Origin of the sequence: Pseudomonas sp. LG1D9, from assembly GCF_002949995.1 — a bacterium.
Lineage (GTDB): Bacteria > Pseudomonadota > Gammaproteobacteria > Pseudomonadales > Pseudomonadaceae > Aquipseudomonas > Aquipseudomonas proteolytica.
Map to the genome: position 1 here is coordinate 3,425,892 of NZ_CP026881.1, position 17,366 is coordinate 3,443,257.

Annotated in this window: 17 protein-coding genes; 6 read left to right on the forward strand and 11 right to left on the reverse strand. The window is 61.7% G+C overall.

Going from position 1 to position 17,366, the window contains the following annotated elements; all coding sequences use genetic code 11:
• Positions 1–18: 18 nt before the first annotated feature.
• Positions 19–1,956 carry a pilus assembly protein TadG-related protein gene (locus C5F71_RS16080; RefSeq protein WP_104911504.1) on the forward strand — a complete coding sequence of 646 codons (1,938 nt, stop codon included), beginning with the start codon at positions 19–21 and terminating at the stop codon, positions 1,954–1,956.
• On the opposite strand, the gene C5F71_RS16085 is transcribed toward C5F71_RS16080, so the two are convergent.
• Both C5F71_RS16085 and C5F71_RS16090 read right to left on the reverse strand, forming a co-directional pair.
• The gene (locus C5F71_RS16085; RefSeq protein WP_104911505.1) at positions 1,953–4,697 is read right to left on the reverse strand and encodes an ATP-binding protein; all 2,745 of its coding nucleotides are present in this window, start codon (positions 4,695–4,697) and stop codon (positions 1,953–1,955) included. The two genes, C5F71_RS16080 and C5F71_RS16085, sit on opposite strands and share 4 nt — an antisense overlap.
• A complete protein-coding gene (locus C5F71_RS16090) occupies positions 4,694–5,131 on the reverse strand; it encodes a TadE/TadG family type IV pilus assembly protein (RefSeq protein ID WP_029297611.1) in 438 nt (145 codons plus the stop codon). The genes C5F71_RS16085 and C5F71_RS16090 overlap by 4 nt, the downstream gene beginning before the upstream one ends.
• 72 nt (positions 5,132–5,203) lie before the next feature.
• Between C5F71_RS16090 and C5F71_RS16095 the strand changes: the two genes are divergently transcribed.
• Positions 5,204–5,677, forward strand: coding sequence for a prepilin peptidase (locus tag C5F71_RS16095; protein ID WP_029297609.1), 474 nt, complete (start codon positions 5,204–5,206; stop codon positions 5,675–5,677).
• 125 nt (positions 5,678–5,802) lie between these two features.
• Positions 5,803–6,585, forward strand: coding sequence for a response regulator transcription factor (locus C5F71_RS16100; RefSeq protein WP_029297607.1), 783 nt, complete (start codon positions 5,803–5,805; stop codon positions 6,583–6,585).
• A 176-nt stretch (positions 6,586–6,761) separates the two neighbouring features.
• On the opposite strand, the gene C5F71_RS16105 is transcribed toward C5F71_RS16100, so the two are convergent.
• The 8 genes from C5F71_RS16105 to cpaB are packed head-to-tail and all read right to left on the reverse strand — an operon-like array spanning position 6,762 to position 14,192.
• A complete protein-coding gene (locus tag C5F71_RS16105; protein WP_104911506.1) occupies positions 6,762–7,034 on the reverse strand; it encodes a DUF3613 domain-containing protein in 273 nt (90 codons plus the stop codon).
• A gap of 19 nt (positions 7,035–7,053) precedes the next feature.
• Positions 7,054–7,773, reverse strand: coding sequence for a tetratricopeptide repeat protein (locus C5F71_RS16110; protein ID WP_029297603.1), 720 nt, complete (start codon positions 7,771–7,773; stop codon positions 7,054–7,056).
• Positions 7,774–7,783: 10 nt separating this feature from the next.
• Positions 7,784–8,671: a type II secretion system F family protein gene (locus tag C5F71_RS16115; RefSeq protein WP_029297601.1), complete on the reverse strand. Its 888-nt coding sequence runs from the start codon at positions 8,669–8,671 to the stop codon at positions 7,784–7,786.
• A 1-nt stretch (position 8,672) separates the two neighbouring features.
• Entirely contained in the window at positions 8,673–9,554 is an 882-nt protein-coding gene (locus tag C5F71_RS16120) for a type II secretion system F family protein (RefSeq protein WP_104911507.1), read from the reverse strand.
• A 10-nt stretch (positions 9,555–9,564) separates the two neighbouring features.
• On the reverse strand, positions 9,565–10,836 hold the full coding sequence (locus C5F71_RS16125; RefSeq protein ID WP_070994311.1) for a CpaF family protein: 1,272 nt from the start codon (positions 10,834–10,836) through the stop codon (positions 9,565–9,567).
• Positions 10,833–12,026, reverse strand: coding sequence for a pilus assembly protein (locus C5F71_RS16130; protein ID WP_092233194.1), 1,194 nt, complete (start codon positions 12,024–12,026; stop codon positions 10,833–10,835). The genes C5F71_RS16125 and C5F71_RS16130 overlap by 4 nt, the downstream gene beginning before the upstream one ends.
• A complete protein-coding gene (locus tag C5F71_RS16135) occupies positions 12,023–13,225 on the reverse strand; it encodes a type II and III secretion system protein family protein (RefSeq protein ID WP_029297593.1) in 1,203 nt (400 codons plus the stop codon). Before C5F71_RS16135 ends, C5F71_RS16130 begins: the two co-directional genes overlap by 4 nt.
• Before the next feature lie 19 nt (positions 13,226–13,244).
• Entirely contained in the window at positions 13,245–14,192 is a 948-nt protein-coding gene (gene cpaB, locus C5F71_RS16140) for a Flp pilus assembly protein CpaB (RefSeq protein ID WP_104911508.1), read from the reverse strand.
• A gap of 327 nt (positions 14,193–14,519) precedes the next feature.
• Between cpaB and C5F71_RS16145 the strand changes: the two genes are divergently transcribed.
• From C5F71_RS16145 to C5F71_RS16155, 3 genes are read left to right on the forward strand one after another with little or no spacing between them, the layout of a single operon-like run.
• The gene (locus C5F71_RS16145; protein ID WP_029297589.1) at positions 14,520–14,708 is read left to right on the forward strand and encodes a Flp family type IVb pilin; all 189 of its coding nucleotides are present in this window, start codon (positions 14,520–14,522) and stop codon (positions 14,706–14,708) included.
• 55 nt (positions 14,709–14,763) lie between these two features.
• Entirely contained in the window at positions 14,764–15,156 is a 393-nt protein-coding gene (locus tag C5F71_RS16150) for a response regulator (protein WP_029297587.1), read from the forward strand.
• A 44-nt stretch (positions 15,157–15,200) separates the two neighbouring features.
• The gene (locus tag C5F71_RS16155; RefSeq protein ID WP_104911509.1) at positions 15,201–15,389 is read left to right on the forward strand and encodes a Flp family type IVb pilin; all 189 of its coding nucleotides are present in this window, start codon (positions 15,201–15,203) and stop codon (positions 15,387–15,389) included.
• A gap of 180 nt (positions 15,390–15,569) precedes the next feature.
• On the opposite strand, the gene C5F71_RS16160 is transcribed toward C5F71_RS16155, so the two are convergent.
• Positions 15,570–17,252 carry a ShlB/FhaC/HecB family hemolysin secretion/activation protein gene (locus tag C5F71_RS16160; RefSeq protein WP_104911510.1) on the reverse strand — a complete coding sequence of 561 codons (1,683 nt, stop codon included), beginning with the start codon at positions 17,250–17,252 and terminating at the stop codon, positions 15,570–15,572.
• Positions 17,253–17,366: the final 114 nt, after the last annotated feature.

Below are 17,366 nucleotides of genomic sequence, written 5' to 3' on the forward strand. Positions count from 1 at the left end.
CCGGCAAAGGAGTGCTCGATGTCTCCCCGACTTCGTTCTGGCCAACGTGGCGCAATCGGTCTGGTGTTCGCCGGGACCTTGGCCTTGGCCCTGGTGTTTCTGTTGCTGGTGGTCGATAGCGGTCGCCTGTACCTGGAAAAACGCAAGCTGCAGGCCGTTGCCGACACCGCCGCCCTGGAAGCCGCCAACCGCGGCGGGCAGTGTGCAGGCAGCACCACCGCCGTCGACTACGCCAAGCAGAACGCCACCCGCAATGGCTTCACCGTCGTCGCCAACGACCCCAGCCGCGCCCTGGCGGTGACGTGTGGGACGTTGTTGACCAATGGCCTCAACACCCGTGTCTTTACGGCGGATGCCACCAAGAATGAGGCCATCCGCGTAGTCGCGAGCCGCACCGTCACCACGGGTATCGCCAATGGGGTGTGGAAGTTGTTCAGCGGGACGTACAACGCAAGTACTACGTTGACTGCGACAGCGGTGGCGGCGCTGGCGCCGCCGGTGGCGCAATTGACGATTCGCAGTTCGCTGCTGACGGTCAATTCGGCTCAGTCAGACATCTTGAACAAAACCATCGGTGGCTTGCTTGGTGGTGGCCTGTCCCTGACCGCCGTGGGTTGGCAGGGCTTGATCAATACCAATGTGAACCTGCTCAGTTACCTGGACCAACTGGCTATTCAAGCGAATGTGGCGGCGGGTGACTACGCGACGCTGCTCAACACCGCGGTTTCGGCGACGCAATTGATCGACGCGGCGGTCAAGGTGCTGCAAACCAACGGTTCGGCGGTCGCGGCGACGATCACCAACGTGCTTGCCATCGAAGCCATCGCACCGAATACCAAGGTGCTCAAACTGGGCGATTTGTTAAATGTCGCGACGGGCACGCCCACAGCGGCCTTGAATACGGATGTGCAGTTGTTCCAGTTGCTGCAGGGCGTGGCCCAACTCTCCAATGGCAATAGTTTGGTGAGGGCAGATTTTCAATTGAGCGTGCCACTGGTCGCCACCTTCTCAGTCAAAACCAAAGTCATGGAGCCGCCACAGCTATCCGCCATCGGCAACCCCGCGCTGGCCAAGGCTGGCTTGGCTACGGGGACAAATCAGATTTCCGTGCGCACTGCACAAGTACGCACGTTGATCTCGGTGGATGCGCCGATTTTGAGGACGGTTTCTTCTGTGATATCGGGGCTGGCAAGCTTGACTGATCCGGTGACCAAAGTGGTGAAGGGGCTTTTGAATCTGGATCTGGCAGCTATCGTGAATGGGCTGTTATGTGCCTTGAGCTGTGAGTACACCAGCGTTGATATTGCCAGTCAGTTGGATGTTTATATCGAGGCCGCCAGTGGCGAAAGTCATGTCACCGACTTCACCTGTGCAACATCCGCAACCAAGACATTAACCGCCCAGGCCACCAGTTCATTGGCCACCCTGGCAGTCGGCAACATTGACCCTACCAAGGCGTTCTCCTCATCGACATCGGTGGATGTCCAGCCGATACGCCTGATTGATATTGGCACTCAGCATTGCACCCTGCTGGGTGGCTGCGCTGCACGTAAACCCAACGTTGGCGGCGGATTCTTGCTGATGGCTCAGTCAGCCGTGGGGCAGAGAACAGAAAGCCTGTTTTATTCACCGGTGGCAGAAATGAACCTCCCGCCGACCTATAAAAGTATCTCCAGTATCAACATCGTCAACAGCCTGGGTAATACCTTGAATGGCCTTCAGGTGACCTATGCACCGCCCCCCGCCCCAGCCGTTCCGAATGGCGCACTGGCGGGTGTCGCGACGCTCCTGGCAACGATCACCACGACCCTTGTCGGTCTCGTTCAAGGGCTTTTGTCCCCGCTGCTGGACCCTATCGTCAATACGCTGTTGGCTGCCTTGGGCATCAACCTGGGCAATGCCGAAGTCGGCGCCAACCTCACCTGCCACATGGGCCGCGCCTACCTCGTCATCTAACCCCCACCCACCACCGGCAACTCCACACAAAACCGCGCCCCGTGTTCACTGTTGGCGACGCTCAGGCGTCCGCCCATGTTTTCCACAATGCCGTAGCTCACCGACAACCCCAGCCCGGTGCCGACGCCAATGGGCTTGGTGGTAAAGAACGGCTCGAAGATGCGCTCCAGCAACCGTGCATCGATGCCGCCGCCGTTGTCTTCGACAAAGAGGCGCACATGGCGGCTGTCGTGTTCGCTGTACAGCGCGATCCATGGGTGGAAGTCGTGGTTTTTTTCGTGCCGTGCCATCAGCGCGTCGCGGGCGTTGACTACCAGGTTGATCAGTACCTGTTCCAGTTGGTCCACATGGCCGTTGACCTGCGCGCTGAAGTCCATGGGGGTGATGCGCAGGTCCACGCCCTTGCCGCGCAGGCCTTCGCCCAGCAGTGACTGGGTACCTTCCACTGCCTGGGCAGGGTCGAAGGGTTGTTGCTCGACCTCCGAGCGGCGGCCGAACACGCGCATATGGTCCACCACCCTGGCCGCACGCTGGACCTGGGCGTCGATGCGCTGGAGTTTTTCGGTCAGGTAGTCGATCTGTACGTCGCCGTTGCTCAGGCGCTTGAGCACATTGACGATGGCCATGCGCATCACGTTCAGCGGTTGGTTGATCTCATGGGCCAGGCCCGTAGCCATTTCGCCGAGGGTGGCCATTTTTGCGCTTTGGGTCAGTTGCTGCTGGGAGCGGCGCACTTCAGTGTTGTCACGGCCCACGGCCTGGATTTCCTGCAGTTGGCCGTGTTCGTCGAACACGCCACGGTCGGACCACACCCACCACGCATGTTCGCGCCCCGGCAGTTGCAGGCTGATTTCGGCAGTACTGACGGGGAACTCCGGGCTCAACTGGCCGATGCGTTTTACGAAGGCGTTGCGCTGTTCTTCAGATAACCAGTGGCCCAGGTTGACCCCCGGCAACTGTGCCGGCGTACATTCCAGGTAGTTGGCCAGGGGCGTGTTGCCGAAGGTCAGGGTCAGGTCAGGGCGGTAGCGGCAGATCATGGCCGGCGAGTCTTCGACGAGGATGCGATAGCGCTCTTCGCTGTCCTTGATCTGTTGCGCCGCCAGGGTCGCTTCCGTGACGTCCAGCCACAGGCCGACGGCTTCCACCGGCAAGCCAAGGTCGTCGCGCAAAAGCTTGGCTTCGTCCAGCAGCCAGTGGTAATTGCCCTGGCGATCGCGCACGCGGTAGCGACTGCGCACGCTGCCTTCGCGCAGCAATTGCCGGGTGCGTTCGAAGTACAGGTCACGGTCTTCGGGGTGTACCCATTCCACGGAGGTGTCGTGGGTGCATTCGGCCAGGGTCCAGCCCAGCAGCGGCAGCAGGCTGTCGCTGAAGAATGCCGGGTGCAGCGCGCCGTTGACGTAGCGCTGCACGTAGATCACCGCCGGGGAGCTGGCGATCAGGTTGTCCAGGCGGGCATGGGCGGCGGCGGCCTGTAGTTGCTGGTTCTTGATGTCGCTGATGTCGAGCATGAAACCGATCCAGCGCCGATGTTCGCCGGTGCCCAGCACCTGGCCCTGTACGCGGTACCAGATGGGGTTCTGCTTGGCGTCGCTGCGCAGCAGGCGCACGCTGGTCAGTAGCGGTTTGCCCAGGGTTTGCAGGTCTTGCAGGCGGCTGTTGAGCTCCTGGCGGTCGGCGGGGTGAATCAACTCCAGCCAGTTGCCCAGCACCTGTTTGGTCGGCGCATCTTCCGGGCTCAGGCTGCGCATCAGTTGCGGCGCCAGCAGGATCTCTTCACCGCTGGCCAGCAGTTCCCACCAGCCGGTGCCGAGCAGGCCTTGCAAGGCTTCAACCCGTTCCAGTTGCTGGTGATGGCGCTGCTCGCGCAGGCGGCTGAGCAGCGGTGCGGCGAGGGCGGCGGCAAGGTTCAGCCAGTCGCGTTCGCTGACGTCGGGGTGGCCACTGTAGAAGCCGCACAGCAACCAGGCGGCGACGCCCTGGCTATCGCGGTATGGCACCAGCAGGCCTTCGGCATTGCCAAATACACTGTGCAGGCGCGGGTGTTCGCTGCGGCCCTGCAGGGTTTTGAGGCTCAGTGGGGTGTTGCCGTTGAGGCTGTCCAGGCAGGTGCCGAGGCGTTGGCCCGGCTCCCAGAGCTGAGGCGCGTCATGGGCGCTGTAGCTGCAATACACCAGCCAGTCCTGGTCCTGTTGGTCGAGCAGGACCATGGCCACGCACGGGATGCGCCAACGCTGGGCGAGGCTGCGCAGGTGCTCACTGAAGACCTGGGGCAGGCGCGTCAGGCTGCACACCCGCAGTTGCTCGCTCATCTGGCTGGCGAGTTGATGGTTCTGTTCGCGCTGCTGGGCCAATTGCCGGCCGGTCAGCAGGTCGCTGATATCCGTCAGGCGCAGGAGCCAGCCATCGGCGTCCGGCTCGATCCAGCCACGGGTGTGCAAGATGCTGTCGCCGGCGCCTTGGAAGTCCAGGTCCATGCTATGGCGCTGCCAGTCGGCGGGCGTGCCTTCGATGCTTAAAGCGCCGGGCAGGCACAGCAAGTCGCGCAGCAGCGGTGGAGCCTGGTTACCCAGGTGGCGGGCCAGGTGTTGCTGCAATGCACGGCTGATGTCCAGCACATGACCTTGCTGATCCAGGCGCAGGTGCAAGCCCGGCGCGGGTGGGCTGGCGGGCGTCTCCAGGGCCTGGGCGTTGCTGCGGCCCAGCAGCCGGCCGAAGATTTTGTCACCGGAGTTCAAAATTGCAGGCTCGACTGGGCATGCAGCGTGGTCGGCAACCTGGGGACGGTGCCAATGCCCGGCAGGACAATAAACGGCAGGACGTTCTTGAGATTGGCCGAGGGGTAGTTGATTTCGACGGTCAGCACCCCTGCGGTATAGGTCGGCTTGATATGGCCCGCCTGGAACTGGAAGGTCGCGGGGATCCACTGCAATTGGCTTTGTACGGTTTGCGTGGCGCGCTGGATAAGCGCCGCGCTGTAGTTGGGGGTGCTGGGGTCCAATGCCACGCTGCGGCGCACAGCCTCGGCCGTGGCCTGGTTGAAGGACTGCAACAGCAACAGCGGCAGGCTGTAGCTGACCGTGGCATAGAACACCGCAAAAAAGATCACGAACACCGCGGCAAATTCGATGGCGACGGCGCCTTTTTGCTTTCTAGGGAGGCTGGTTTTCATCACTGCGACTACCCTGACTGCTACTACCTGATATCAGCATAGAATCAATCAGCAAAAAGGGACGGTTTTTACGTGATCCAAGGCCTCGTGGTTTTTGTCTGGTTGGTGTTGTGTGCGGTGCAGGATGTTCGCCAGCGGCAGATTGCCAATCGGCTGACCTTGGGCGCACTGCTGCTGGCGCTGCTCTATCTGCTGTGGAGTGGCAGCACCTGGCTTGGTACGTCCAGGTCTGAAGGGGTGTGGGCATTTGTCCTGGCGCTACTGTTGACGTTGCCGGGCTACGCCCTCGGGCGCCTGGGCGCCGGTGATGTGAAGTTGCTCGCGGCGTTGGCGCTGGCGTCGAATTCGACCTACCTGTTGTGGTCGCTGATAGGTGCCGGCGTAGCCAATGTCGCCTGGCTGGTGTACGGGCCGCGGCTGTTACCACTTGCCAGTCAAGGCGTTAGGGCGCGCCTGGGTTATCTGGTGGTGGATCCGTCAAAAAAACTGCCCTTTGCGCCGTTTCTTTTAGTGGGTTTCACCCTGGCCTGGCTGGTGCTCCATTAGTCGCGGGGGCTCTATATCGCTATGTACATAGTCGGAAAGTACGTCTACGTTTATTTGTACAGCTAGTAGGAAGGTTCTTCGGAACGGATAGGTCAATTTTTGGCTTGCCAGGCATGGAGTAGCGCGTGAACAAGCTTACGTCTGCAGTAAAAGTGCTCGTGGTCGATGATCAGCCGCTGATCGTGGAGGAGCTTTGCGAATTTCTTGAAAGCAGCGGTTATCGCTGTGTCCCTTGCGGCTCCAGCCAGCAGGCGGTGCAACGCTTCAGTGAAGACCCGCAGATCGGCCTGGTGCTGTGTGACCTGCATATGCCGGATATGGACGGTATCGAGTTGGTGCAGGCCCTGCAGAAAATCGCCGGCAAGCAGCGTGCATTCGAAGCCATCATGTTGACCGGCAGGGCCGACAAGCAGGACGTGATCAAGGCGTTGCGCGTGGGTATCTCCGATTATTACCAGAAGCCGATCAACCTCAACGAATTGCTCGAAGGGTTGCAGCGCCAGGAGGCCGCGCTGGAGGAGCGCCACAAGAACCTGCACCTGGGCAACCTGAACCAGAAGCTGCAATACCTTTCTGAATCCATCGACGACTTGTACCAGGACCTGGACAAGGTCCGTCGCGGCCCGGCGCCACAAGCCGATGGCGACGGGGCAGGCGAGGAGGGAGAGCGCCTGGAGGTGCCGGCGATCTTCAATCAGTTGTCACCCCGGCAACTGGACGTCGCAAGGCTGGTGGGCAAGGGCCAGACCAATTACCAGATTGCCTGCGAGCTGGGCATCACCGAGAACACGGTCAAGCTGTACGTGTCCCAGGTGTTGCGCCTGACCCATATGCACAACCGCACCCAACTGGCTTTGGCGTTGTCGCCGAGCAATTCGGCATTGCGCCAACGGGTGACGGCGCACTGAGGATTACTGATTACTCAGGACATGCACAAAACAAATGTGGGAGCGGGCTTGCTCGCGAATACGGTGGGTCAGAACCAGATAGGCTGACTGACATGCCGCATTCGCGAGCAAGCCCGCTCCCACATTTTGAGTGGGGTACAGCCGATAGTTCTCCAGTGGCCGTGAGGTCGCCTAGATTATTTGCTACCGCCCGAGCCTGCGCTTGCGCCGTCCTCGCCAAACTTCTCGGGGATCGCGAATTTCTTGCTTTCCAGCAAACGCTGCAGCGCCAGTTCGCGCTCGGCGAGCGTTGCCCTTTGCACCGTGGGCGAGGCGGCTTGCCCGTGGACTTGCAGCCCCAGCCAGTTCTCCGTTTCCTGCTGGGCCTTGGACGAGGGCCCAGGCTCGATGGCCTGTACTGACAGAGGCAGGGCCAGCAGCGTCAGGCTGGCGAGGTAATGGAATTTCATCATCGACTCCTTCAAGCGCTTACTTGATTAGTACGGGCGGTGCATCGCTGGCCGCCGCGACCTGGCCGTTGGCCTTGGCGGCTGGCGTGCCGGCCTTGAGCTTCTCGGCGCGGGCCTGGGCCTCGGTGACCTGCTCGGGGCTCAGGCCCACCTGGCTGGCCAGTTGCGCGGCCTGGCCCCAGTTGTCCTGATAGATCAACAGGGTCACCAGGTTGACGGCCGCCAGTTGATCGCTTTGCTTGAGCTCCATGGCCGTCATGAATTCAAAGCGCGCCTCTTCCAGGCGCCGTTGGTTGAGGTAGACCACCCCCAGGTCGTTGCGGATTTTTTCGTCGGTGGGCGCCAGTTGCGCTGCCCGTTGCATATGGGCCAGGGCTTGCTCGTTGTCGCCACGGGCCGCCGCCAGTTGCCCCAGGCCGTGCTCACCTTCGGCCGCCATGCAGGTGCCCAGCAGGCTGCGGTACAGCGGTTGCGCTTCACTGCGCCCCAGCAGGCGGTAGACCTTGGCCTTGCGCTGGCGCACTTGCGGCAAAGACTCCGGCAGGCTTTGCAGGTTGGCCAGGCTGGCGTGCATCTTCCCTTCATTGGCCATGTCGTCGGCCAGGTTCAATGACAGCTCCTGCTCGGAACTGGGCTTGGTGCAACTGCCCGGGGTCATCAGCGCCGACCAGGGCATCTGGCCGTTGCTGGCACAGCCGCCGAGCATCAGCAGGCTCAGGCCTGCAATCAGTGCTTTCATCGAGCGCTCCTCAAAAACTGCTCAGGGCCCGGGAGATCGCAATGAATGCCGGCCCCCCCAGCACAATCAACAAAGCGGGAAACAGGAAGACCATCATCACCACCGACATCTTGGCCGACATCTTCGAGATGAACTCCTGCAAACGGGTGAGGCGGCGGTCATCGAGCAGTTGCTTGAGGGCCAGCAGCGACTTCATGGCGCCGCCGCCCTGCTGGATCAGTTGCTGCAAAATGATGCAGGTGTCGGTGAACTCGTCCACGGCCAGTAGCCGGGCGGTCTTGCCCAGTTCCTCGCTCAGTTCCAGGCCCGAGTCGACCCGTGCCAGGATCAGTCGCAACTCCTGGGTCAGCGCCGGCAGCAGGCGCTGCGCCTCAACGCTCAACACGCGCAGGGACTGTTCAACCGCCATGCCCGACTCGAACAAGATGCGCAGCAGCGGGATGAAGGTCGATACCTCGCGGGAGATTTGCTGCTGGCGGGCCTTGGCCGCACTGGCGAGGATGCGCTTGGGGATCAGGTAACCCACGCCCAGGCCGAGCAGGGGGGCGATCCACGGGGAGTCGGAACCAGGGAAGATCAGTTCTTCGCCCACCAGGATCACGCCTGCCAGCACCAGCGGTACGCCAATCTGGCAGGCGGCGAAGATCGAGCGCTGGTTGGCTTTGCGCCAGCCCACACGGTTGAGCAGGATCTGGGTTTCGTTATCCATGCTCACCGAGCGCTGGGCCAGCTGGCTGCTGCCAAACTGGCTGAGCAGGGTGCCGAGGCGGTCACCGCGTACCAGTTGGCCTTGCAGGCGTTGGTTGACCAGGCGCTCGCGGCGGCGCTGGCCCAGCAACTGGCCGGCGATCAGCACGAGCGCAGCCAAAAACAGTAAGGCACTGATCAGCAGAACCATCTCAAATACTCCGCAACATGCGCCACATCGTCAGGCAGCCCAGCACCTGCATGGTCAGCGCGGCCAGCAGCATGTAGCGGCCGCTGTCGTCGTTCCACATGGTCAGCAGGTAGCCGGGGTTGATCAGCATGAAATAGCCCACCATCGCAATCGGCATGCCGGCCAGTACAAAGGCGGTGACGCGGGTCTCGCCGGTCATGGCGCGCAATTGCCGCGCGCCTTGCTCCCGTTCGCGGATGACCTTGATCAGGTTCTCCAGCAAGTCACTGGCGTTGCCGCCGTAGCGGTGGTTGACCTTGAGTCCCAGGGCGAGCATGCGGAACTCGTCCTGTTCGTAGAATTCGGCAAAATCACTGGCGGCCTCGGGCAGGCTGACCCCCAATTGCACGTTGCGCTGGATACGTTCCATGGCAGGCTTCAAAGGCGCCTCGGTGCTGTCGATGGCACCCAGCAGGGCATCGGCCAGGGTACGCCCGGATTTCAGGCTGCGCACGGTGTGGTCGAGGACTTGCGGCAATTGTTCGACCATCCGTTTCACCCGCCGCCGATAGCGCCAGGCGATATACAGCCGCAGTATCAGGGGCGGAAGCACTAACATTGCGGCCATCCCGACCCAGCTCCACACCAAGAAGCCCAGGAGCGCGCCCAACACCCAGCAGGTCACCCACAGGCCCAGGCTGTCGGTGGGCTTGCCCAGGCCCGCGCGCTGGAACATGCGCTCCAGGCCGATCCAGCGGCCGCGCTCTTCGGCCAGCAGCGGTTGCCCTTCGGCGAGCCGCTCCAGGACCCGATCGGTTTCCGCCTGGCGCAGGCCACTGAGGAACAGATGCAGCGACACGCCAATCAGGATCACGCAACTGAACATCAAGATGGCGCCGGTCATGGTGACGCTCCTATAGCGGCAAGGCCGATTCGCGGCGCAGCTTGTCACCCGCCGGGTTGACCGCCTCGCGCAGGAAACCAAAGCCGGTGCGCCGGTCATGGCGGAACAGGGTGTTGGTGACATACACGTCATCGCGCACCCCCACGACCTCCACCACTTCACTGACGCAGCGCCGGCCATCGGGCATGCGGGTCAGCTGGATCACCACATCCAGGGCCGCACAGATCATCTGGCGCAGGGTTTTCTCCGCGACCACGCGACCGGTCAGGCCCACCAGGGTTTCCAGGCGCAATAGCGCGTCCTGGGCATTGTTGGCGTGCACGGTACTCATGGAACCGTCGTGGCCGGTGTTCATTGCGGTCATCACATCCAGCACTTCCACGCCGCGGATCTCGCCGAGGATGATGCGGTCCGGCCGCATCCGCAGGGCGTTGCGGATCAGGTCACTGGCCTTTACCTCACCATGCCCTTCGGCATTCGGCGGGCGGGTTTCCAGGCGCACCACGTGGGGGTGGCCCAGTTGCAGTTCGGCGACGTCTTCGATGGTCACCAGGCGTTCATGGGGGTTGATCAATTGGCTGAGGATATTGAGCAGGGTGGTCTTGCCGGTGCCGGTGCCGCCGCTGATCAGGATATTGCAGCGCTTGCCGACCGCCTCCTGGAAAAACTCGAAGATCGCCTGGTCGATGGTCTGCATCGCTACCAGGTCGCTGCTCTTGAGCATGTCCTTGCGAAACTTACGAATCGACAGGCACGGGCCGTCCAGGGCAATCGGCGGGATGATCGCGTTGACCCGGCTGCCATCGGGCAGCCGGGCATCGACCATCGGCGATGACTCATCCAGGCGCCGGCCCAGCGGTGCGAGGATGCGTTGCATGACTCGCTCCACATGATGGGCGTCGATAAAACGCAGGTCGCTCTGGTGCAATAGGCCGTCGCGCTCGACAAATACCCGGTGCGGGCCGTTGACCAGGATCTCGGTCACCGAGGGGTCGCGCAACAACACTTCCAGCGGGCCGAAACCGGTCAGCTCATCGACGATTTCTTCGGCCAGGCGCTCCATCTCATAACGCGAAATCGCCAGGTGCATGCGCGTGATGTATTCCGACACCTTGTCGATGACAAATTGCGCCAGGGATTGGCGCGAGCCTTCCAGCAGGTTTTTGCCTGACTCTTCGATGGCATCGATGATGTAGCGGTGCAGCACCAGTTTCAGGCCGTCGTGATCCACCGCACTGTTAAGCCCACGGGCGGGTGCGCCGAAGAGTTTTTCGCTGCTCATTTGGGAGTCCCCAGCAGCCGATCGAACCAGCGGGTGGAGGGTTTTTCCAGACCTTCGGAGCGCTTGGCCAGGCGTTCACCGAGGGTCTTGAGGTTTTGCGTCAGGGTCTCCCGGGGCGCCAGGCTGAATAAGGTTTGCCCCTGGTTCTTGGCGTTCAGGCGCACCTCGGGGCTGAAGGGCAACACGGCGATGGCCTCCAGGCCGAAGCTCTTTTCCAGGGCATCGGTGTCCGGCGCGGCACCTTTGAGGTAGCGGTCCACCAGCAGCTTGGCATGATCAAGCTTCATGCCTTTTTCCCGCCACTGATTGAGTACCGCCAGGTTGCGCCGGCAGTCGAGGACGTTCTGGTCGGTGCACCACAAGAGTTTGTCGCAATGGCTGACGAAGGTGCGCAAGGCTTCGCTGTCGCGCTGGCCGGTGAGGTTCACCACGATGTGCTGGAAGTGCTGGCGCAGGGCGCTGAGCAGCATGTACAACTCGGCGGCGCTGGTCATTTCCAGTGGCTCGTCGCTTTCGGTATAGGCGAGGATGCGCAGCCCACCCTCGGTGGCGGTGAACGCGCTGTTGATCAGGGTGGTGTCCAGGCGGCGCAGGTGGCGCAGGGCATCGCCAAAGTTGAACGAACTTTCCAGGCCCAGCAGCGCCAGGCTGTCGCCACGGGGCAGGCCCAGGTCCAGCAGCAGGGTCTGTTGACCACTCTTTTGCACCACCATCGCCAGGTGGCTGGCGAGCAGGGCGCCGTCGGCATTGCCCTGGGTGCCATACAGCACGGTGAGGCCGCCCAGGTGTGCGCTGTGCGCCACCGGTGGCAGGCGCTTGCTCAGGCGTCGCACCAGGCCGGCGACTTCGCTGGAGCGTGAGCCGTAGGCGACAAAATCCCGCGCGCCGGCACGCATTGCGTTGAGCACCAGTTGATTGTCCATGCCGTCGCCCAGGGCGACGATGGCGAGCATTGGCTTGGCTTCCAGTGCGCCTTCGATCAAGGCGCTCTGGGCCACCACATGCTCGCGGTCCAGGCCCACGAACACCAGGTTGGCGAAGGTCACGTCCACCAGGGCCAACAGTTCATCAAGGCTGCCACCACCGGCACTGACCACTTGGCCCAGGGGCGCCAGGGCGCCTTGCAGCCATTCCAGGTCGGTGGTGTTGCGGGTGATTGCCAGGAACGTCTGGCTCAGGCTATCGCTCATTGGGAAAGTCCTGTGCGTCGGTCGAAGTTGCCGTTTTCCAGGAAGTACAGGCGATACCAGTTGGGGTCGTAGGTGCGCAGTTTTTCCCCGGGCAGGGACGGCAGGCGTGCGTTGGCGGCCAGGGGCTGGACCAAGTGCGGGGTGACGATCATCAGCAGCTCTTTTTCCTCGCGGCTGACGTTGCTGTCGCGGAAAAACGCGCCGAGGATCGGGATATCGCCCAGGCCTGGAAACTTGCTGATGGTGGAGCGGTTGTTATTGCTGATCAGACCGCTGATCACAAAGCTTTCGCCATCGGCCAGGGACACCGTGGTGTCGGTGCGGCGCACGGTCAGGGCCGGCACCTGGATGCCCTCTACCTGTAGGGCGTTGGCGTAATCCAGCTCGCTGACTTCCGGCGCCACCTTCAGGGAAATCCGCGTGCGGTCGATCACGGTCGGGGTCAGCGTCAGGCGGATGCCGAACTCTTTGTACTCGATGGAGATCGTGTCGCTGCCGGCGCTGGGCACCGGGATCGGCACTTCGCCGCCGGCCAGAAAGGTCGCACTGTGCCCGCTCATGGCAACCAGGCTCGGACGCGCGAGGGTGTAGGCAAAGCCGCTGCGTTCCAGGGCATTGATCACCGCCGAAAAACGTCCACCACCAATGCCGATATTAAAACTTTCGTTATCCAGCGGCAGGCTCATCCCGGCGGTGCGCGGGCTACCGAACAGGAAGTTGCGCGTGCCGCCAAAGATCGAGGTACTGGCCTCCTTGAGCTTGGTGCGGCTGACTTCCACAAAGCGGATATCGGTCTGCACCTGGCTCGGCAGGGACGGGTCGTCGGAGGGCGACAGGGCCATGCTGGTCAGGCTTGAGCTGGCCTTGCCCTTGACGAACACCATGCTCTGGCGCGGGGCGCTGGAACAACGGGTCCAGACCATCAGGCTAGTGGCGCCAGAGGCCACGCCGGTGAGCAGGAACGCGCGGTCACCATTGAGGTGTACGTCGGCGATTTTGGGGTCACCAATGGCCAGCCGGGTGATCGCCACCGGTGACTGCAGGTTTTGCTGCAAGCCTTCGCCGACCTCGACCACGGCCGGCAGGGCACCCAGGTTGCTGCAGGTGTCCGAGGCGCCGAATGCCAGGCCGACAGGCAGGCTGGACAGCATCAAGGCCCAGGCCATTTGAGTGAACGCAGGTGCGAAACGTTGGCGCATTCAGGGCATCCTTGCTCAATCAGGGGTTTTGTTGGGTTGCTTGGTTACCACGTATGACCTCGATGCCGGAGCGCCTGGTTTCGTTGGCGCCCCCGGCTTGCGCGACTCTTTTCGGGGCCCCGAGCATCGCCAGTTGAGTGAACTGGTACAGTTCGCGATTAGCGCTTTGCAGGTTGGCGGGGGCCTCGTTGTTGCCGGCCCAGTATTGGCTCAACAACTGCTCATCGGCACTGCGTACGGCCAGGCGCAAGGTGCCGGCGCTGGTTGCCAGCATCAAGCGGCTCATCAACTGTTGTGGCACTGCCAACACCACGGTCCGCGGCGGGCTTGCCTGGCGTTGTGCCTGGCGGGCCTTTTCTTCATCGGTGGTGGGCGGGGCTACGGCCGGCTTGCCATCGTTGGTCGGGCCGAGGTTATCGCCCACACTGAGCAGGCGCAGGGCCGGCACGATGACCTGGGCCGTGGCCTCAGGGTTGGTGCCTTCCGGACGCAGGAACAGCAGCACATCCACAAAATCCCCGGGGCTCAACTGGCCGGCGGCGCCGATGACCTCATCGACGGCGACCGCCAGGGCGCGTTCGTCAGGGCGGATCATGCGGGCCAGGGGGCCACCGGCATTGAAGCTCGAATCATCCAGCCAAGTACCGGCAGGCAGGGCTCTCAAGGGCGTGCGGCCGATGGCCTGGTCGAGGCTGGTCAGGCTGCCGGCCGGTGCCGTGCGCAGTCTTTCCAGGGTCAGGTCGGCGGCGGTGAGGGCGATATACGGCGGCACATCATGGGCCAGGACCACCACCGATTGGCGGGTCTGGTCTTCGACGGCGGCGACGGTTTTTTCCACGGAAACGCCAGATGGCGACGGTTCGACAACCGGCTCAGGCGGGCGACTCAGCACCAGCCCCCAATAGCCTGCGAATAGCGCACCGATTAATAACAACCCGGCCAGGATCATGCTGACACGACTGTTCATGAAGGCTCTCCCTTTCCTGTTGCACTACGGGCCCGTTTTTCCCAACGAGTTGATTTCGCAACCAGGCAGCTATGAACATCTAACGATTTCGCTATTTGACGGTAGCCGAGCTAGGACAAAATGCCATTAGCCATCACGATTTATTTTGGAACTATCGACATGCCTCCTGAAAACGCGGGTTTATGACGCCAGTGTTGCGACTACTACTTTGTGATTAATCCGTTCTTACAGTTGTTGATGTGGGGTTTGTTGACAATGCTCTAGTGGCACGCAGCAATCACCGTGCAGTACCGCGATCTGCGCAAGTAAGCGCAAAGGAGAAGTCATATGTTCCTTACCTTCATGATGAAGCTCTACCTTCAACTCCAACTGCTGTTTCATCGCAAAGAGGGCGCTACGGCGATCGAGTATGTGATCCTCGTAGCAGTTATTGCGTTAGTCGTATTGGCAGCAGGGAAATTGCTTGGGCCTCAGATCGCGGCCATGTTCGCTAAAGTCGGGGCAGCCTTGACCTGATTGGCAACAGCGCTTTGAGCAAGCCCATCAGTGATTGTCTTGGAAGGTATTGCTCATGAACGCTGTTGTGACGAGCCGCCAGCAGATCCTGTTGGTGGATGACGAAGAAGATGCCCTCGTAGAACTGGCGGAATCGCTGGGGAACGAGGGCTTTGTTTGCTTCTGTGCCAGCTCCGTCACGGATGCACTACAGGAGCTGACACTGCATCCTGATATTGCGCTGGTCATCACTGACTTGCGCATGCCTGAGGAAAGCGGCATTTCCCTGATCAAGCGCTTGCGTGAGCACACCTCACGCCAGCACCTGCCCGTGATTGTCATGTCGGGTCATGCCGAAATGGATGACGTCAGTGACATGTTGCGCTTGCAGGTCCTGGACTTGTTTCGCAAACCCATCTACCTGGTTCGTTTGATCGATACCCTAAACAATCTGTTTCCCAGGGCGTAGGGAGCAGTTGGCCAGTCCGTAGCGCCCATCTGAGGAGATGTTCTATGTTGCCTGCCCTGCTGCTGAGGATTTGCACGTGGTGGATGCTGTTGTTGCGCCGACGGGACGGTGCGACGGCGATTGAATATGTGATTTTGATTGTGGTGATTGCGTTGGTGGTACTGGCGGCCGGGAAGTTGCTGGGACCGCAGATTGCGACATTCTTTGGCAAGGTGGGGGATGCGTTGACCTGAGTACGGCGGCTATTGTGGCGAGGGGGCTTGTCCCCCGCTGGGCTGCGCAGCAGCCCCAAAACCGGCCACTTCGGTGTGGCTGATAAAAATCAGTAAGTCTTATTGGGGCTGCTGCGCAGCCCAACGGGGGACAAGCCCCCTCTCCACAGGTCAGCGCGCCTTTATTGGCTCAAACCACCCCTACAACTGATAGCTGAAACTCAACGTATACCGCGGCCGCCGGTTGAAACTGTCCAGCGCCATATCCGACATCGGCTTGGCCGCCTCCAACGCAATGTTGTAGTACTTGGCATCGCCAAACCGCAGGCCTATGGCGGCAGAGGACATGTCGCTATCTTTCACCGGCAAGTTGTTGAACCACGCCTTGGCACGGTCGAGCACGATGTAGGGCTGCACGATCCTTACCCAGTCGCCACTGCGGTTGTAGCTGTAGTTGACCTCGTAGGCCACCCCCCAGCCCTTGTCGCCCGAGCCCTGGTCATCCGGGTAACCACGCCCGAAATTCTGCCCGCCGAACACTGCGCGTTCGCTGTCGGGCAAGGTGTCGTCGCTCCAGTACAGCGCTGCCGAGAGCACGCCTTGCCAATTGTCGAAGAACTTGTCGCTCTGTACCCCGGACAGGCGCAGGCGGAAGAAGTCCAGGTCAGACTTTATCCCTTCCAGGTCGCTGCGTGTCTTGGCCCCCAAGCCGTCGATGCCTTGGTACAGGCCGGCACTGAGGATGCGTAATTGGCGATCATCGGCCTTGCGCCAGTCCCCTTCGAAGGCCAGTGCGCGCAGGTCGGTTTCTACGTCGAACCGTTGCGGGTAACCCACCAGTTGATAGCGGGTCCGGTCGTTCACCCCGTAGAAGCGGGTGCCGAGGGTCAGGGACTCGCTGGGCGAGGCGATCAGCGGATGGCTCAGGCCGATGGAGAAGCGGTCGTTCTCCCGGTGCGGCTTGAGTGAAAAGCCGCCGTCCAGGCGGATACGGGTGCTCGGGTCGCTGCGATAGCGCGCGCCATACAGGCTCAATTGCGTGCCTTCGGCATTGATGAACTGGCTGTAGTCGAGCCGGTAGTAACGCTCTTTGTCTTCCCCCGGCGGGAACAGGCCGCTCAGGCTCACTTGTTCGCCCATTGCAGTGTGGGAGTTGCTGGTGCCGGCGATCAGGGCTTGCAGGCCGCCACGGCTGTCGTCGGTCATGCTCATGCTACTGGTAAACGGTTTGCGGCTGGCCTGGATATTCATATGCGCGGCACCGTCGGTGGTGCCCGGTGGCGGTACTTGCGCTTGCAGGGTCACGCCGGGAATCCGCCCCATCAAGGTGGTGTAACGCTCAAACGTCTTGCGGGTCAGCGGGCGTTCGGCCTGGAGCTTTTGCGCCAGCTTGTCGACGTAGCCCGAGACCGAGCAAATGTCGCCCTGCACTTGGTAGTCCTTGATGTAGCCCTCGACCAAAACCACCCGCACCAGGCCCTGCTCGAAGCGTTGGTCGGGCAGGAAGGCGTAGGACAACAGGTAGCCGTCCTGCTGATAGCGACGGGTGATGCTGCGGGTGGCTTCGATCAGTTGCGCAAGGTTGGTTTCATGGCCAATCAACGGCTCGAAAACCTGGGCGACTTCCTGCAGCGGGTACACGGTGCCGCCCTCGATCTGCAGTTTGCGGATGGTGACTTTGGTGTCCATCAGCAACGGTTGCGCTTGTGCGGCCGGGGTCTCTGGTAGCTGGGTCTGCGGCGTCACCGGGCGGTAGGCGTCGGCCGGCAGGTTGGGTACGGGGAGGTTGCGGATGGTGTCGTTGCTGTTGAGGAAGCTGGGTAGGGTCTCGGCGTGGACGTAAGCGCTGAGGGTGAGCAATAACAACGGCGTCAAAACGCGCATAGGACACTCCATGGTCAAAACTGCAGCGGCATTTCGCAGGTTCCCGCCGGGTTCTTGGGCACGGTTCGGGAGTTCCAATAAAAAAGACGAGAGACCCATTGGAATCTCTCGTCT

Coding starts and splice junctions, on each gene's coding strand:
- C5F71_RS16080 (WP_104911504.1), top strand. CDS start 19: ATGTCTCCCCGACTTCGTTCTGGCCAACGTGGCGCAATCGGTCTGGTG.
- C5F71_RS16090 (WP_029297611.1), bottom strand. CDS start 5,131: ATGAAAACCAGCCTCCCTAGAAAGCAAAAAGGCGCCGTCGCCATCGAA.
- C5F71_RS16105 (WP_104911506.1), bottom strand. CDS start 7,034: ATGAAATTCCATTACCTCGCCAGCCTGACGCTGCTGGCCCTGCCTCTG.
- C5F71_RS16110 (WP_029297603.1), bottom strand. CDS start 7,773: ATGAAAGCACTGATTGCAGGCCTGAGCCTGCTGATGCTCGGCGGCTGT.
- C5F71_RS16115 (WP_029297601.1), bottom strand. CDS start 8,671: ATGGTTCTGCTGATCAGTGCCTTACTGTTTTTGGCTGCGCTCGTGCTG.
- C5F71_RS16120 (WP_104911507.1), bottom strand. CDS start 9,554: ATGACCGGCGCCATCTTGATGTTCAGTTGCGTGATCCTGATTGGCGTG.
- C5F71_RS16125 (WP_070994311.1), bottom strand. CDS start 10,836: ATGAGCAGCGAAAAACTCTTCGGCGCACCCGCCCGTGGGCTTAACAGT.
- C5F71_RS16130 (WP_092233194.1), bottom strand. CDS start 12,026: ATGAGCGATAGCCTGAGCCAGACGTTCCTGGCAATCACCCGCAACACC.
- C5F71_RS16135 (WP_029297593.1), bottom strand. CDS start 13,225: ATGCGCCAACGTTTCGCACCTGCGTTCACTCAAATGGCCTGGGCCTTG.
- cpaB (WP_104911508.1), bottom strand. CDS start 14,192: ATGAACAGTCGTGTCAGCATGATCCTGGCCGGGTTGTTATTAATCGGT.
- C5F71_RS16145 (WP_029297589.1), top strand. CDS start 14,520: ATGTTCCTTACCTTCATGATGAAGCTCTACCTTCAACTCCAACTGCTG.
- C5F71_RS16150 (WP_029297587.1), top strand. CDS start 14,764: ATGAACGCTGTTGTGACGAGCCGCCAGCAGATCCTGTTGGTGGATGAC.
- C5F71_RS16155 (WP_104911509.1), top strand. CDS start 15,201: ATGTTGCCTGCCCTGCTGCTGAGGATTTGCACGTGGTGGATGCTGTTG.
- C5F71_RS16160 (WP_104911510.1), bottom strand. CDS start 17,252: ATGCGCGTTTTGACGCCGTTGTTATTGCTCACCCTCAGCGCTTACGTC.